This window comes from Pseudomonas sp. 1 R 17, from assembly GCF_900067035.1.
GTDB lineage: Bacteria > Pseudomonadota > Gammaproteobacteria > Pseudomonadales > Pseudomonadaceae > Aquipseudomonas > Aquipseudomonas marginalis.
Genome location: NZ_FKLB01000006.1, coordinates 128,397 through 141,509, shown reverse-complemented (window position 1 = coordinate 141,509; position 13,113 = coordinate 128,397). Strand labels below are relative to the sequence as shown.

Below are 13,113 nucleotides of genomic sequence, written 5' to 3'. Positions count from 1 at the left end.
TTGCGCAAATAGAGAGTCGCAGGAATGAAGTTGTTCACCTCCCGTTATCTGCTCCTTGCCGCGTTTTCCCTGCTGCTGGGCGCCTGTCAAAGCACACCGCCCGCCGCCCCAGAGGCCCCGGATCCGCGTGCTGCGGCCATCGCGCAGCTGGAGCAAAACCTGGCCAGCAGTGAGCTGGCCACCGCCGAAGACCAACTGGCCGCGCTGCAGGCCCAGTCGCCCAATGACCCGACGCTGGAGCCCTACCAACGTCAATTGGCCGAGGCTTACCTGCAGCGCAGCCAGATTGTGCTGCAAAAAGGCGATGTAAACGCCGCCGCCACCGCCCTGAGCCGTGCCCGCGCGCTGATGCCCAAGGCGCCGGCGCTGACCGGTGGCGTCAACAGCGCCATCACCCACGCCCGTAAAGTCGAGCTGGATAAAGCCGAAGAGGCCCTCAAGGCCGCCGAAGCCAAGCCCGCTGCCAAGGTCATCGACCCGGCCGCGCCAAGCACCACCGTGGCGCTGAACCTTACTGATATTGAAGCGCTGCGCCATCAACTGGATGCGATTGCCACCGACGTGGTGAATTACCAGTGCGATGTGACGATCCAGGCGCCGCGCACCCAGGATTACCCGTGGCTGGCCACGTTGCTGACCAAACGGGTGAAGCGTATTGATTCAGGGTATGACCTGAAGATTCATCGGCAGATTCTGAAACATATTCCGGCGCAGGTTGTGCTGATCCCGCGCAAGGCGGAATAAAGCATCGGGGCGGTGCGACGATTCGACTTGCCCCCCCGATGGCGATCTAACAAACAACCAAAAAATCAGGCCGGAATCGCCTTAGCCTTCGGCTCACGATCCCAAACCCGATGCTGTGCAATCGCGGCAAAAAACGCCTTGAACGCTTTCGCATCCGAACCCACGATCAACCCCGCATCCGTCTCCAGCTTCAGCAGATCCAGCAGTGGCTTCACGTCACTGGCAACTGCAATCGCCTTCAGGTGTTTGTAGGCCTCCAGAACGTAATGCAACGCCACACCATCGCCGCTCAGTGCTTTCACCGACTCTTTCCCGCCAGGGATAAACACCGCATCAAACGCAATCGACGGCATGCCTTCCATCGACGCATCCACCGGCAGGCGCTTGCCATCCGCCGTCTTCACCGGCGCCGAGGTCGGCCCCAGCAACTTGGCATGGGCACCTTCTGCAGCCAGTGCTTTTTTCAGCGCATCGATTGCCGCGCCATCCACACCGTCAGCCGCGAGAATCGCGACTTTGCGCGTCTTGATATCGCCGGACAGCAGGTTCACCTGGCTCAATGCCGGCGACTCTTTCAGCGAAGACTCACGCGGCGCTACCGTGCCTTTGGTCGGCGCCGGCAGACCAAGGTTCTGCGCCACGCGCTTGGCCAGTTCCAGATCGATATTGGCCAGAATCTCGTTGACCTGACGCGCGCGGATAAACTCGCGCTCCACCTTGCCCAACTCGAAGCTGTAGGCCGCGATGATGTGCTCTTTCTCGTGGTGGCTCATGCTGTGGAAAAACAGCGCGGCTTGCGAGAAGTGGTCACCAAACGACTCACTGCGCTCACGTACCTTGTTGGCATCGACACGCTCGTAATAAGTTTCGAAACCGCCATCCTGGGCAGCCGGCGGCGTTTCTTTCGGCCAACCACCATCGATCGAATTCGGCTCGTACGCGGCTCGGCCCTTGTCGATCACGGTGCGGTGCTGGGCGTCGCGCTGGCCATTGTGGAAAGGCACTACAGGCCGGTTGATCGGCAGCTCATGGAAGTTCGGCCCACCGAGACGGCTGATCTGCGTATCCGTGTAGGAAAACAGACGACCTTGCAGCAACGGGTCGTTGGTCAAGTCGATACCCGGCACGATGTGGCCCGGGCAAAACGCGACCTGCTCGACTTCGGCAAAGAAGTTATCCGGGTTACGGTTCAGCACCATCTTGCCCAGCGGCGTGATCGGCACCAGTTCCTCGGGGATGATCTTGGTCGGATCGAGCAGGTCAAAGTCGAACTTATGCTCGTCTTCTTCCGCAACGATCTGCACACCCAGCTCCCACTCAGGGTAGTCGCCGCTTTCAATCGCTTCCCACAGGTCACGGCGGTGGTAATCGGTATCTTTACCGGCAAGCTTTTGCGCTTCGTCCCACACCAGGGAACAGGTGCCGACCTTCGGGTGCCAGTGGAACTTCACAAAGCTGGACTTACCTTCGGTATTGATCAAGCGGAAGGTGTGAATGCCAAACCCCTGCATGGCACGCAGGCTTTTTGGAATGGCGCGGTCAGACATCGCCCAGATCACCATGTGCGCCGACTCCGGCTGCAACGAAACAAAATCCCAGAACGTATCGTGGGCCGAGCCGCCGGTAGGAATTTCGTTGTGTGGCTCAGGTTTTACCGCATGCACGAAGTCGGGAAACTTGATCGCATCCTGAATGAAAAACACCGGCATGTTGTTGCCGACCAGGTCGAAGTTGCCCTCGTCGGTAAAGAACTTCACCGCGAAACCGCGCACGTCACGCACCGTATCGCCCGAGCCACGCGGGCCCTGCACGGTGGAGAAACGCACGAACACCGGGGTTTTATGCTCGGGGTTACGCAGGAAACCTGCCTTGCTCAGCGCGGAATGGTTTTCATAGGTCTGGAAATAGCCATGGGCGCCGGTGCCCCGGGCATGCACGATGCGCTCGGGGATACGCTCATGGTCAAAGTGCGTGATTTTTTCACGCATGATGAAGTCTTCCAGCAGCGAGGGGCCGCGGGCACCGACTTTCAATGTGTTCTGGTTGTCGGAGATCTTCACGCCTTGGTTGGTACGCAGGGCCTGGCCGGTCGCATCGGAACGGAATTCCTCCAGGGCTTGCAGCTTGGCGTTGGTGTTGCCACGGTCCAGGGTGTCGGTGCCTGCAAGTTCACTCTTCGACGGGGTGGCTGGCTTCTTGGTACTCATCAGTCAAAACTCCTTATTCAAAGTGGCCAGAGCGGTCCCCGGCTCGTTTGAGCAAAACCCCAGGCACGGCACCTGGGAAATCGAGTTGCTTAAGTAGTGACTGACACGGTTTTCTGCCGTTCCTTTTTTATGACCTTTGATCGCGTTATTGCCAAATCACTGGTTGAATGCGAAATAAATGCTAAGAAACGCTATACGGACAGGCTAAAATGCGCGCCCGGCTAACCGCTGATCCCTTTTCAATGCGCCCCACAAGGTTCGCTACGTGATCGAGTTTCAAAACGTCCATAAAACCTACCGCGTCGCCGGTAAGGATATTCCCGCGCTGTACCCCACCAGCCTGCGCGTCGAAAACGGCCAGGTGTTTGGCCTGATCGGCCACTCGGGTGCAGGTAAAAGCACGCTGCTGCGCCTGATCAACCGCCTGGAAGAGCCCAGCGGCGGCCAGATCACGGTGGACGGCGAAGAAGTCACCGCCCTGGACGCCAACGGCCTGCGCCGTTTCCGCCAGCAGGTCGGGATGATCTTCCAGCACTTCAACCTGCTGGCGTCCAAGACCGTTGCCGACAATGTGGCCTTGCCACTGACCCTGGCCGGCGAATTGTCGCGCAAGGACATCGACCAACGTGTCGCCGAGCTACTTGCCCGCGTCGGCCTGTCGGACCACGCCGGGAAGTACCCGGCGCAGTTGTCCGGTGGCCAGAAGCAGCGCGTCGGCATTGCCCGCGCCCTGGCGACCAAGCCGAAAATCCTGCTATGCGACGAGGCCACCAGCGCCCTCGACCCGCAGACCACCGCCTCGGTCCTGCAATTGCTGGCCGAGATCAATCGCGAGTTGAAACTGACCATCGTGCTGATCACCCATGAAATGGATGTGATCCGCCGCGTGTGTGACCAGGTAGCCGTGATGGACGCCGGCGTGATCGTCGAGCAAGGCTCGGTGGCCGACGTGTTCCTGCACCCCAAGCACCCGACCACCAAGCGTTTTGTGCAGGAAGCCGAGCAGGTCGATGAAGGCGAGCAGCGTGATGACTTCGCCCATGTACCGGGTCGCATCGTACGGCTGACGTTCCAGGGTGAAGCGACCTACGCGCCATTGCTGGGTACCGTCGCCCGCGAAACGGGGGTGGACTACAGCATCCTCGCCGGCCGCATCGACCGCATCAAGGACATCCCCTACGGGCAACTGACCCTTGCGGTCACCGGCGGTGACATGGAAGCGGCCTTTGCCCGCTTTACCGCCGCAGACGTCCACATGGAGGTGCTGCGCTGATGGACGTTTTCTTGAGTTTCTTCGCCAATATCGACTGGTCCGAAATCTGGCTCGCCACCGGCGACACCATGATCATGCTGTTCGGTTCGCTGTTTTTCACCGTGGTATTGGGCCTGCCTTTAGGCGTGCTGCTGTTCCTGACCAGCCCACGCCAGCTGTTCGAGCAAAAAGGCCTGTACGCGCTGCTGTCGCTGGTCGTGAACATCCTGCGCTCGCTGCCGTTCATCATCCTGCTGATCGTGATGATCCCGTTCACCGTGCTGATCACCGGTACCTCCCTGGGCGTAGCGGGCGCGATCCCGCCGCTGGTCGTAGGGGCCACGCCATTCTTCGCGCGCCTGGTGGAAACCGCCTTGCGTGAAGTGGACCGCGGCATCATCGAGGCCACCCAGTCCATGGGGGCCAGCACCCGCCAGATCATCATCAACGCGCTGCTGCCCGAGGCACGCCCCGGCATCTTCGCGGCGATAACGGTGACGGCGATTACCCTGGTGTCCTACACGGCCATGGCCGGTGTCGTCGGTGCCGGAGGCCTGGGTGACCTGGCGATCCGTTTCGGTTACCAGCGCTTCCAGACCGATGTGATGGTGGTCACCGTGGTAATGCTGTTGATCCTGGTGCAAATTCTGCAAACCGTCGGCGACAAGCTGGTGGTGCACTTTTCTCGAAAATAACGGCCATTGCCGGTCAAAAGCCGGCACATGCCCGAACAAGGAGCTTGTTGGATGAAAAAACTACTGGTTGCTTTCGCCGCCGTTGCCGCGTTTTCCGCCCACGCCGCCGAGACCCTGAAAGTCGCTGCCTCGCCGGTGCCCCACGCGGAAATCCTGGAATTCGTGAAACCTGCCCTCGCCAAAGAAGGCGTGGACCTGCAAGTCAAAGTCTTCACCGATTACGTACAGCCCAACGTCCAGGTAGCGGAAAAGCGCCTGGACGCGAACTTCTTCCAGCACCAGCCATACCTGGATGAATTCAACAAAGCCAAAGGCACTCACCTGGTGAGCGTCGGCGCTGTGCACCTGGAGCCCCTGGGCGCTTACTCCAGCAAGTACAAAAAACTGGAAGACCTGCCTGACGGCGCCAACGTGGTGATCCCGAACGACGCCACCAACGGTGGCCGCGCGCTGTTGCTGCTGGCCAAGCACAACCTGATCACCCTGAAGGACCCGACCAACATCCTGTCGACCATCAAGGACATCACCGAAAACCCGAAAAACCTGAAATTCCGCGAACTCGAAGCCGCCACCCTGCCGCGCGTGCTGACCCAGGTCGACCTGGCGCTGATCAACACCAACTATGCGCTGGAAGCCAAGCTGGACCCGTCCAAGGACGCCCTGGTGATCGAAGGCAATGACTCGCCTTACGTGAACATCCTCGTGAGCCGCGAAGACAACCAGGATTCGGACGCGATGAAGAAGCTGATTGCAGCCCTGCACACCCCTGAGGTGAAGCAATTCATCCAAGAGAAGTACAAAGGCGCGATCCTGCCGGCGTTCTGATCCGACTCGGTCTCCAACACGCTGGAGATCAAAAAATGTGGGAGGGGGCTTACCCCCTCCCACATGTGTTGTGTATTGCCTTGTTACTTGCGCTGCAACAGCCCTGGCAGTTGCGCCACCAGCTTCTGGTTGTTCAACGGCGCACGGATAAAGCCGCGCTGGGTACCATCCGGACCGATCAGCGCCAGGTTGCCGCTGTGGTCGACGGTGTAGTTGGGCTTGCTGGTGTCTGCCGGGATGAACGGGATGCTCACGGCATTCGAGACCTTCTGCACATCCTCCACGTTCGCGCCGGCGAGGCCTTCGAATTGCGGGTCGAAGTAGCCCAGGTACTGCTTGAGCTGGGTCGGGGTGTCGCGGTTCGGGTCGACGCTGACCAGGATTACCTGCAGCTTATCCACAGCCTCCTTAGGCAACTCGCTCTTGATCTGGCGCAGTTGGGCGAGGGTGGTCGGGCAGATGTCGGGGCAGAAGGTGTAGCCGAAGAACAGCAGGCTCCACTTGCCTTTCAACTCGTTGACCCGCACCGGCTGGCCGTCCTGGTTGGTCATGCTGACCGGCGGCAGCTGGCGGCTTTGCGGCAGCAGGATGATGCCGGCGTCGATCAACGCGGTAGGGTCGCCCTGGCCCTTGCCCGAGAGCACTTTGTTAACGGTCAGGCCCATGATCAACGCGACGATGGCCACCAGGATAAAGACGGTTTTTTGAGTTCGAGTCATAGGTTCAACAGTAAGTAGTGGTCTACGAGCAGGGCGATAAACAGCAGGAACAGGTACCAGATAGAGTACTTGAAGGTGTTGATCGCCGCGTGCGGCTGAGCGCCACGGTACAGCACCCAGGCCCATTGCAGAAAGCGTCCGCCCAAAACCAGCGCACAGGCCAGGTAGAGCGGGCCGCTCATGTGGATCACATAGGGCATCAGGCTCACCGCCAACAGGGCGAAGGTATAGAGCAGGATATGCACCTTGGTGTAGTGCTCGCCGTGAGTGACGGGCAGCATCGGGATATCGGCCTTGGCGTATTCCTCCTTGCGGTGAATGGCCAGGGCCCAGAAGTGCGGCGGGGTCCAGGCGAAGATGATCAGCACCAGCAACAAGGGTTCGGCGCTGACATGGCCGGTGACGGCAACCCAGCCCAACAGCGGTGGCGCGGCACCGGCCAGGCCTCCGATGACAATATTTTGCGGCGTCGCACGCTTGAGAAAACCGGTGTAGACCACCGCGTAACCGAGCAGCGAAGCCAGCGTCAGCCATGCCGCCAGGGGATTGGTGAACGCCAGCAACAAGGCCAATCCTGCAACGGCTAGAAACAAAGCAAAGGCCAGCGCCGCCACCGGCGACACACGCCCCTCCGCCAACGGTCGCTTATGGGTGCGGGCCATCACCGCATCAATCCGCCGGTCCACCACATGGTTCACCGCCGCCGCGCCACCGGCACACAGGGCTATCCCCAGGTTGCCGAAAACCAGCACCGCCCACGGCACACCGGCGCGGGTGGCGAGGAACATGCCGACCAGGGAGGTGATGAGCATCAGCACCACCACTTTCGGCTTGGTCAGCTCCAGGTAGTCGCGCCAGATCGCCTGGCTGTGGCGCGCGCCGATCAAGGTCGCCATGGCATCTCTCCTTTAAGGGTGATGAGGCCCGATACGTGTTTGCGCGGGCTGAAGCGCCAGCCGAAGGGCAACTGGTGACGCACCCGGACCAGACTGGTGCGGGCGTGGTAATTGACCAGCACCAGGGTCAATAACAACGCTGCACCGCCGGCGTTATGGCCGACCGCAACCGGCAGCGGCAGGTGGAAATACACGTTGCTCAGGCCCAGGCTGATTTGTGCCGCCAGGGCAATCAACAGCAGGCCCGCGAGCCGCGTCATACCCACCGCACGCAGCTGCCAGGCCAGCCCCGCAAGCACCAGGGTGACCAGCACTGCACCGATGCGGTGGGTCAGGTGGATAGCGGTGCGCGCGTCGCTGTCGAGCTGGCCGCCCAGGTAATTGGGGCCGATGTGCTGGGTCAGGTGAAAGCCGTTGGCAAAGTCCGCCGCAGGCCACCACTGGCCATGGCAGGTGGGCAAATCGATGCAGGCCACCGCTGCATAGTTGGAACTGACCCAGCCGCCCAAGGCGATCTGGCCGATCACCAGCACCAGACCCGCCGTGGCCCAATATTGCAGGCGCCTGGGCACGATCAACGCGGGCAACACCCCAGACAAGCGCAGGGTCAGCAGGAACAACAGGCTCAAGGTCGCAAAGCCGCCCAACAAGTGCCCCGTCACCACCTGGGGCCACAGCTTCAAGGTCACCGTCCACATGCCAAACGCCGCCTGGGCGAACACCACTATCAACAGAAACAACGGCAGTTTCACTGGCTGGCCCGGATCACGCCGATGGCTCCACGAACGCGCCGCCAACAGCACAATCAACAGGCCCAGGGTGCCGGCGAAGTAGCGATGGGTCATCTCGGCCCAGCCCTTGTCAGCCTCCACGGGCGTATCGGGAAAATGCAATTCGGCATGGGCCAGCTGTGCCTCGCTTTGCGGCACGCTGATAAAGCCGTAGCAACCCGGCCAGTCCGGGCAACCGAGGCCGGCGTGGGTCAGGCGGGTGTAGGCGCCGAGCAGCACGACGATCAGCGCCAGCAGGGTGGCAAACAACGCGAGGCGAAATCCAGGTTTGGCCATGACGATGCCCTTATCCGATGTTCGACAGTTTCAGCAGGTGGCGCAGGTCATTGAGCAAGTCCTTGCCCTTGACCTTGGCGTCGTAGCGCAGCACCAGGTTGCCGTGAGGGTCAACGATCCACAGTTGCGCAGCGCCCGGCGCGGCAGCGTTTTTGGTGAAGGTCGAGAGATCCAGTGAGTAGCGCTGCAATTGCGGGTATTCGGCCTTGAGCTTGGTGTCATAGTCGGCAGCGACCGGTTGCGCACTGGCCAAGGCATGGCTGGCGCGTGAAGCGTCGCGCCCCAGGCCGATCTGCAACTGGCGCGCGAGGTACACCAGTTGCTGGCAATCGGCGGCGCAGGCGCCAGGCGCGGTGACCAGCAACTGCCAGCGCTGTTCATCGGCCTGCACGCCAATATCGGCGCGGGTCTGACCGTTACCGATCATTTCTCCGTGGTAGCTGCGACTGTCCGGCACCCAGAACTGCAGTTTGTACATGAAGGTGGCCAGCACCATCGGACCGATCACCATCAGCAGGATCAGCATCAGCTGCCAGCGGCCTTTGCGCCGATCAGGTACCTCAGACATGTTGAGTGGATTCGTGGCCGTTCCCATGGGGCTTCTCCTTTGTGGTGTGCCATCCGAGGTAGAGGTAAAGAGCCAGTAGCGCCAGGGACATAGCGAACCACTGCACCGCGTAGGCCAAGTGTTTTTCCGGCCCCATCGCAACGATGGGCCAGGTGGTTTCGTACGTGCCGGGGCCGGCTTCGGTGCGCAGCTCATAGGCAAAACCGTTGCGGCCCAGCTCAGCCCACAGCGCGGCGGGGTGCAACGCGGTCAACAGGCGCGGCCATTGCGCGGTCGTGGGGTCCGCATGCAGCTGGAAGGTTTCGCCGGGCGCGACATACACCCAGGCGTCGAGATTTAAAGGCTGATCCGGGGTGGTGAAGACGGGCGGGGTGCGCCGATCCGGCCACGGCAACCAGCCCCGATTGAGCAATAACCACAGGCCGCTGGCCTGGTCATGAAAGGGTTGCAGCAACTCGACACCTGCCTTGCCGTCGCGCATGCGGTTATCCAGCAATACGCTGTGCTCGGCATCGAATTGCCCGCGCAGATGCACGCGGCGAAAGGCCGGGTCCGCCATATCCCCGAGTTGCACACTGCTGATCGGCTCAGCGGCGCGGCGTTCGGCATAGCTGTCCACCAGCAACTGCTTCTCATGGCCGCGCGACAGCTGCCAGACGCCCAAGCCCACCATCAAAGGCAGCAGAATCATCACCACCACGGTCGGTGCGATACCTGGACGAAAGCGTTTCATGGCGCTGGCTATACTTGTTTTCATTGCCCGCCCATCCCCTTAATGCCCACCAACGCCAGGAACCAGACCATGCTCAAAGCAGCCATTGCCCTGATGCTGATCGCGACCGTCGTGAGCCTGTTCAGTGGCCTGTTCTTCCTGGTCAAGGACGAGGGCAACTCCAACCGCCTCGTGACGGCCTTGACCGTGCGTGTGGTACTGGCCGTGATCACCGTGGCATTGATCGCCTGGGGATTTTTCAGCGGCCAGCTGGTATCTCATGCGCCCTGGTAAGTCGCCTCAGAGCACATAGACGAAGAAAAACAGCCCGATCCACACCACATCCACGAAGTGCCAATACCAACTGGCCGCCTCGAAACCGAACTGATGCTCGGCATTGAAATGCCCGCGCAGGATGCGCATCAGCATCACAAACAAAATGATGGTGCCGATGGTCACGTGAGCACCGTGGAAGCCCGTGAGCATAAAGAACGTCGCGCCGTACACCCCCGAACCCAAGGTCAGGCCCAGTTCTTTATAGGCATGGATGTATTCCTCGGCCTGGAACCCGAGGAATGCCAGGCCCAGCAAGACGGTGATCGCCAGCCAGATTTTCAGCGCGCCGCGATGCCCCTTGCGCAAGGCGTGGTGGGCAATGGTGATGGTCACGCTGGAACTCACCAGCAGGATGGTGTTCACCAACGGCAAGCCCCACGGGCTGATGGTGCCCTCCGGCGCGGGATAGAGCTTCGGGTCCGGGTTGTTGAGCAACGGCCAGGCAAACTCGAAGTTCGGCCACAGCATGTGCGCAATGCCTTTGGGGCCTTCGCCGGCCAATGCGGGACCGGACAAATGGCGCACGTAGAACAGCGCACCGAAAAACGCGATGAAGAACATCACCTCGGAAAAAATGAACCAGGTCATGCCCCAGCGAAACGAGCGGTCCATCTGGGCGCTGTACAAACCGGCGCGGCTTTCCTTGATCACTGCACCGAACCAGCCAAACAGCATGTAGGCCAGCAACAGCCCTCCGACGAAAAAGATCCACGGCCCGTGGGATTCCGGGCGTGCCGCCTTCAGGTCGTTGAACCACACGGCCAGGCCATACACGGTGACCAGCATGCCAATCGTGGCAATTATCGGCCATTTGCTTTGCGCTGGTACGTAGTACGTATCATGAGTCGACATGTATTCGCTCTCCTGATTGAGCGGGCAAACAGTAGCTAGCCGCCGGTACGGACAGCCACGGGCGGTTGGCGCGCAGTGATATCAAACAGCGTGTACGCCAGGGTCAAATGCTTCACATCCTTGGGCATGTCACGGTCGACAATAAAACGCACTGGCATCTCGATGCGTTGGCCTGGCTGCAGCACTTGCTGGGTGAAGCAAAAGCATTCGGTCTTGTGGAAATACATCGCCGCTTCGGCGGGGGAAATGCTCGGCACCGCCTGGGCGGTCATCGGCTTGTCAGTGGGGTTGTAGGCCACGAACAGCATCTCGGTGACGGCACCGGGGTTGACCACCACCTCGTCAGCCTTGGAATGAAACTCCCAGACCATGTCGATGGCATTGGTGGACAGGAACTGCACCCGTACCTGGCGCGTGAGGTCGACGACCTGCTCGCCTTCGTACTGCCCGGCCGTCTTGCCGTTGATGCCGAACGCCTTGCACATCACGTCGTAGATCGGCACCAGGGCAAAGCCGAAGGCGAACATCGCTACCACCAGGATCAGCAGGCGGGTAACCAGGCGCTTGAGGGGCACGGAGTCAGCCATGACCACCTCCGCTTACCCTGTTCATTTGACCTCCGGTGGCGTGGTGAAGGTGTGGTACGGCGCGGGCGAGGGCACGCTCCACTCCAGGCCTTCGGCGCCATCCCACGGCTTGGCCGGCGCGGGCGGGCCGCCACGGATGCACTTGATCACGATAAACAGGAAGAAGATCTGCGTGGCGCCAAACATGAACGCGCCAATCGACGAGACCATATTGAAGTCGGCGAACTGCAGGTTGTAGTCCGGCACCCGACGCGGCATACCGGCCAGTCCCACGAAGTGCATCGGGAAGAACGCCATGTTCATGCCCACGAAAGACAACCAGAAATGCAGCTTGCCCAGGGTTTCGTCGTACATGTGGCCGGTCCATTTCGGCAGCCAGTAGTAGGCCGAGGCGAAGATGCCGAAGATCGCACCAGGCACCAGTACGTAATGGAAGTGCGCCACCACGAAGTAGGTGTCGTGATACTGGAAGTCCGCCGGGGCAATCGCCAGCATCAATCCGGAGAAGCCGCCGATGGTGAACAGGATCACGAAGGCCACGGCAAACAGCATCGGCGTCTCGAAGGTCAGGGAGCCTTGCCACATGGTGCTGACCCAGTTGAACACCTTCACGCCGGTGGGCACCGCAATCAGCAACGTGGCGTACATGAAGAACAACTCGCCGACCAACGGAATGCCCACCACGAACATATGGTGCGCCCACACGATAAACGAGAGGAACGCGATGCTCGCCGTGGCGTAGACCATCGACGTATAGCCGAACAACGGCTTGCGCGAGAAGGTCGGGATAATCGAACTGACGGCGCCAAACGCCGGCAGGATCATGATGTACACCTCGGGGTGGCCGAAGAACCAGAACACATGCTGGAACAGCACCGGATCACCGCCACCGGCCGCGCTGAAGAAGCTGGTGCCGAAGTGGATGTCCATCAACATCATGGTCACGCAGCCGGCCAGCACCGGCATCACCGCGATCAGCAGGAATGCGGTGATCAGCCAGGTCCAGACGAACAGCGGCATTTTCATCAAGGTCATGCCGGGCGCACGCAGGTTGAGGATGGTGGCAACCACGTTGATCGCACCCATGATCGAGCTGATGCCCATCAAGTGGATGGCGAAGATGAAGAACGTCACGCTTTCCGGTGCGTAGGTGGTGGAGAGCGGGGCGTAGAACGTCCAGCCGAAATTCGGCCCGCCACCGGGCGTGAACAGGGTCGAGACCAGCAGCAGGAACGCCGCCGGCAGCAGCCAGAAGCTGAAGTTGTTCATGCGCGGCAAGGCCATGTCCGGCGCGCCGATCATCAGCGGAATCATCCAGTTGGCCAGGCCGACAAACGCCGGCATTACCGCCCCGAACACCATGATCAGGCCGTGCATGGTGGTCATCTGGTTGAAAAACGCCGGCTCGACGATCTGCAGGCCAGGCTGGAACAGCTCGGCACGGATCACCATGGCGAACGAGCCGCCGAGCAGGAACATGGTGAACGCGAACCACAGGTACATCGTGCCGATGTCCTTATGGTTGGTGGTCAGCACCCAGCGCATCAAGCCTTTGGCGGGGCCGTGGGCATGGTCACCGGCGTGGCCATGGTCATCGATCACAGCGCTCATGGCCGTTCTCCTGCAAGCGAGTGGGCGGGGCGGTTCGGGGCA

At 60.9% G+C, this 13,113-nt stretch carries 14 protein-coding genes; 5 read left to right on the top strand and 9 right to left on the bottom strand.

The annotated features are described in order from the left end of the window. The first annotated feature begins 24 nt into the window (after positions 1 to 24). Positions 25 to 744 carry a PA5502 family lipoprotein gene (locus BFP99_RS00735; protein ID WP_065926854.1) on the top strand — a complete coding sequence of 240 codons (720 nt, stop codon included), beginning with the start codon at positions 25 to 27 and terminating at the stop codon, positions 742 to 744. 65 nt (positions 745 to 809) lie between these two features. On the opposite strand, the gene katE is transcribed toward BFP99_RS00735, so the two are convergent. Continuing rightward, positions 810 to 2,951, bottom strand: coding sequence for a catalase HPII (gene katE, locus BFP99_RS00730; protein ID WP_065946465.1), 2,142 nt, complete (start codon positions 2,949 to 2,951; stop codon positions 810 to 812). A 265-nt stretch (positions 2,952 to 3,216) separates the two neighbouring features. On the opposite strand from katE, the gene BFP99_RS00725 reads away from it, so the two are divergent. The 3 genes from BFP99_RS00725 to BFP99_RS00715 are packed head-to-tail and all read left to right on the top strand — an operon-like array spanning position 3,217 to position 5,723. Continuing rightward, on the top strand, positions 3,217 to 4,224 hold the full coding sequence (locus BFP99_RS00725; protein ID WP_065946464.1) for a methionine ABC transporter ATP-binding protein: 1,008 nt from the start codon (positions 3,217 to 3,219) through the stop codon (positions 4,222 to 4,224). After that, the gene (locus tag BFP99_RS00720) at positions 4,224 to 4,898 is read left to right on the top strand and encodes a methionine ABC transporter permease (protein WP_065926851.1); all 675 of its coding nucleotides are present in this window, start codon (positions 4,224 to 4,226) and stop codon (positions 4,896 to 4,898) included. The genes BFP99_RS00725 and BFP99_RS00720 overlap by 1 nt, the downstream gene beginning before the upstream one ends. Before the next feature lie 51 nt (positions 4,899 to 4,949). Continuing rightward, positions 4,950 to 5,723: a MetQ/NlpA family ABC transporter substrate-binding protein gene (locus BFP99_RS00715; RefSeq protein WP_065926850.1), complete on the top strand. Its 774-nt coding sequence runs from the start codon at positions 4,950 to 4,952 to the stop codon at positions 5,721 to 5,723. Between the two features lie 83 nt (positions 5,724 to 5,806). Here the strand turns inward: BFP99_RS00715 and BFP99_RS00710 are convergent, their stop codons facing one another. The 5 genes from BFP99_RS00710 to BFP99_RS00690 are packed head-to-tail and all read right to left on the bottom strand — an operon-like array spanning position 5,807 to position 9,730. Further along, positions 5,807 to 6,442: an SCO family protein gene (locus BFP99_RS00710; RefSeq protein WP_065926849.1), complete on the bottom strand. Its 636-nt coding sequence runs from the start codon at positions 6,440 to 6,442 to the stop codon at positions 5,807 to 5,809. Further along, positions 6,439 to 7,338, bottom strand: a complete 900-nt coding sequence (cyoE, locus tag BFP99_RS00705) for a heme o synthase (RefSeq protein ID WP_065926848.1) — start codon at positions 7,336 to 7,338, stop codon at positions 6,439 to 6,441. The genes BFP99_RS00710 and cyoE overlap by 4 nt, the downstream gene beginning before the upstream one ends. Then, a complete protein-coding gene (locus tag BFP99_RS00700; protein WP_065946463.1) occupies positions 7,326 to 8,405 on the bottom strand; it encodes a COX15/CtaA family protein in 1,080 nt (359 codons plus the stop codon). Before BFP99_RS00700 ends, cyoE begins: the two co-directional genes overlap by 13 nt. 10 nt (positions 8,406 to 8,415) lie before the next feature. Next, positions 8,416 to 9,000 carry a hypothetical protein gene (locus tag BFP99_RS00695; protein ID WP_065946462.1) on the bottom strand — a complete coding sequence of 195 codons (585 nt, stop codon included), beginning with the start codon at positions 8,998 to 9,000 and terminating at the stop codon, positions 8,416 to 8,418. Further along, entirely contained in the window at positions 8,966 to 9,730 is a 765-nt protein-coding gene (locus tag BFP99_RS00690) for an SURF1 family protein (RefSeq protein ID WP_065926845.1), read from the bottom strand. Before BFP99_RS00690 ends, BFP99_RS00695 begins: the two co-directional genes overlap by 35 nt. Positions 9,731 to 9,775: 45 nt before the next feature. Here BFP99_RS00690 and BFP99_RS00685 point away from each other — a divergent pair, with 45 nt between their 5' ends. Continuing rightward, complete coding sequence (locus BFP99_RS00685) at positions 9,776 to 9,979, top strand: twin transmembrane helix small protein (RefSeq protein WP_016978774.1); 204 nt, start codon at positions 9,776 to 9,778, stop codon at positions 9,977 to 9,979. 6 nt (positions 9,980 to 9,985) lie between these two features. On the opposite strand, the gene BFP99_RS00680 is transcribed toward BFP99_RS00685, so the two are convergent. From BFP99_RS00680 to ctaD, 3 genes are read right to left on the bottom strand one after another with little or no spacing between them, the layout of a single operon-like run. After that, on the bottom strand, positions 9,986 to 10,873 hold the full coding sequence (locus tag BFP99_RS00680) for a cytochrome c oxidase subunit 3 (RefSeq protein ID WP_027608047.1): 888 nt from the start codon (positions 10,871 to 10,873) through the stop codon (positions 9,986 to 9,988). Between the two features lie 35 nt (positions 10,874 to 10,908). Then, positions 10,909 to 11,460, bottom strand: coding sequence for a cytochrome c oxidase assembly protein (locus BFP99_RS00675; protein ID WP_065926844.1), 552 nt, complete (start codon positions 11,458 to 11,460; stop codon positions 10,909 to 10,911). Between the two features lie 21 nt (positions 11,461 to 11,481). Continuing rightward, a complete protein-coding gene (ctaD, locus tag BFP99_RS00670) occupies positions 11,482 to 13,071 on the bottom strand; it encodes a cytochrome c oxidase subunit I (protein ID WP_024072609.1) in 1,590 nt (529 codons plus the stop codon). Positions 13,072 to 13,113 lie beyond the last annotated feature (42 nt).

Coding starts and splice junctions, on each gene's coding strand:
- BFP99_RS00735 (WP_065926854.1), top strand. CDS start 25: ATGAAGTTGTTCACCTCCCGTTATCTGCTCCTTGCCGCGTTTTCCCTG.
- katE (WP_065946465.1), bottom strand. CDS start 2,951: ATGAGTACCAAGAAGCCAGCCACCCCGTCGAAGAGTGAACTTGCAGGC.
- BFP99_RS00720 (WP_065926851.1), top strand. CDS start 4,224: ATGGACGTTTTCTTGAGTTTCTTCGCCAATATCGACTGGTCCGAAATC.
- BFP99_RS00715 (WP_065926850.1), top strand. CDS start 4,950: ATGAAAAAACTACTGGTTGCTTTCGCCGCCGTTGCCGCGTTTTCCGCC.
- BFP99_RS00710 (WP_065926849.1), bottom strand. CDS start 6,442: ATGACTCGAACTCAAAAAACCGTCTTTATCCTGGTGGCCATCGTCGCG.
- cyoE (WP_065926848.1), bottom strand. CDS start 7,338: ATGGCGACCTTGATCGGCGCGCGCCACAGCCAGGCGATCTGGCGCGAC.
- BFP99_RS00700 (WP_065946463.1), bottom strand. CDS start 8,405: ATGGCCAAACCTGGATTTCGCCTCGCGTTGTTTGCCACCCTGCTGGCG.
- BFP99_RS00695 (WP_065946462.1), bottom strand. CDS start 9,000: ATGGGAACGGCCACGAATCCACTCAACATGTCTGAGGTACCTGATCGG.
- BFP99_RS00690 (WP_065926845.1), bottom strand. CDS start 9,730: ATGAAAACAAGTATAGCCAGCGCCATGAAACGCTTTCGTCCAGGTATC.
- BFP99_RS00685 (WP_016978774.1), top strand. CDS start 9,776: ATGCTCAAAGCAGCCATTGCCCTGATGCTGATCGCGACCGTCGTGAGC.
- BFP99_RS00680 (WP_027608047.1), bottom strand. CDS start 10,873: ATGTCGACTCATGATACGTACTACGTACCAGCGCAAAGCAAATGGCCG.
- BFP99_RS00675 (WP_065926844.1), bottom strand. CDS start 11,460: ATGGCTGACTCCGTGCCCCTCAAGCGCCTGGTTACCCGCCTGCTGATC.
- ctaD (WP_024072609.1), bottom strand. CDS start 13,071: ATGAGCGCTGTGATCGATGACCATGGCCACGCCGGTGACCATGCCCAC.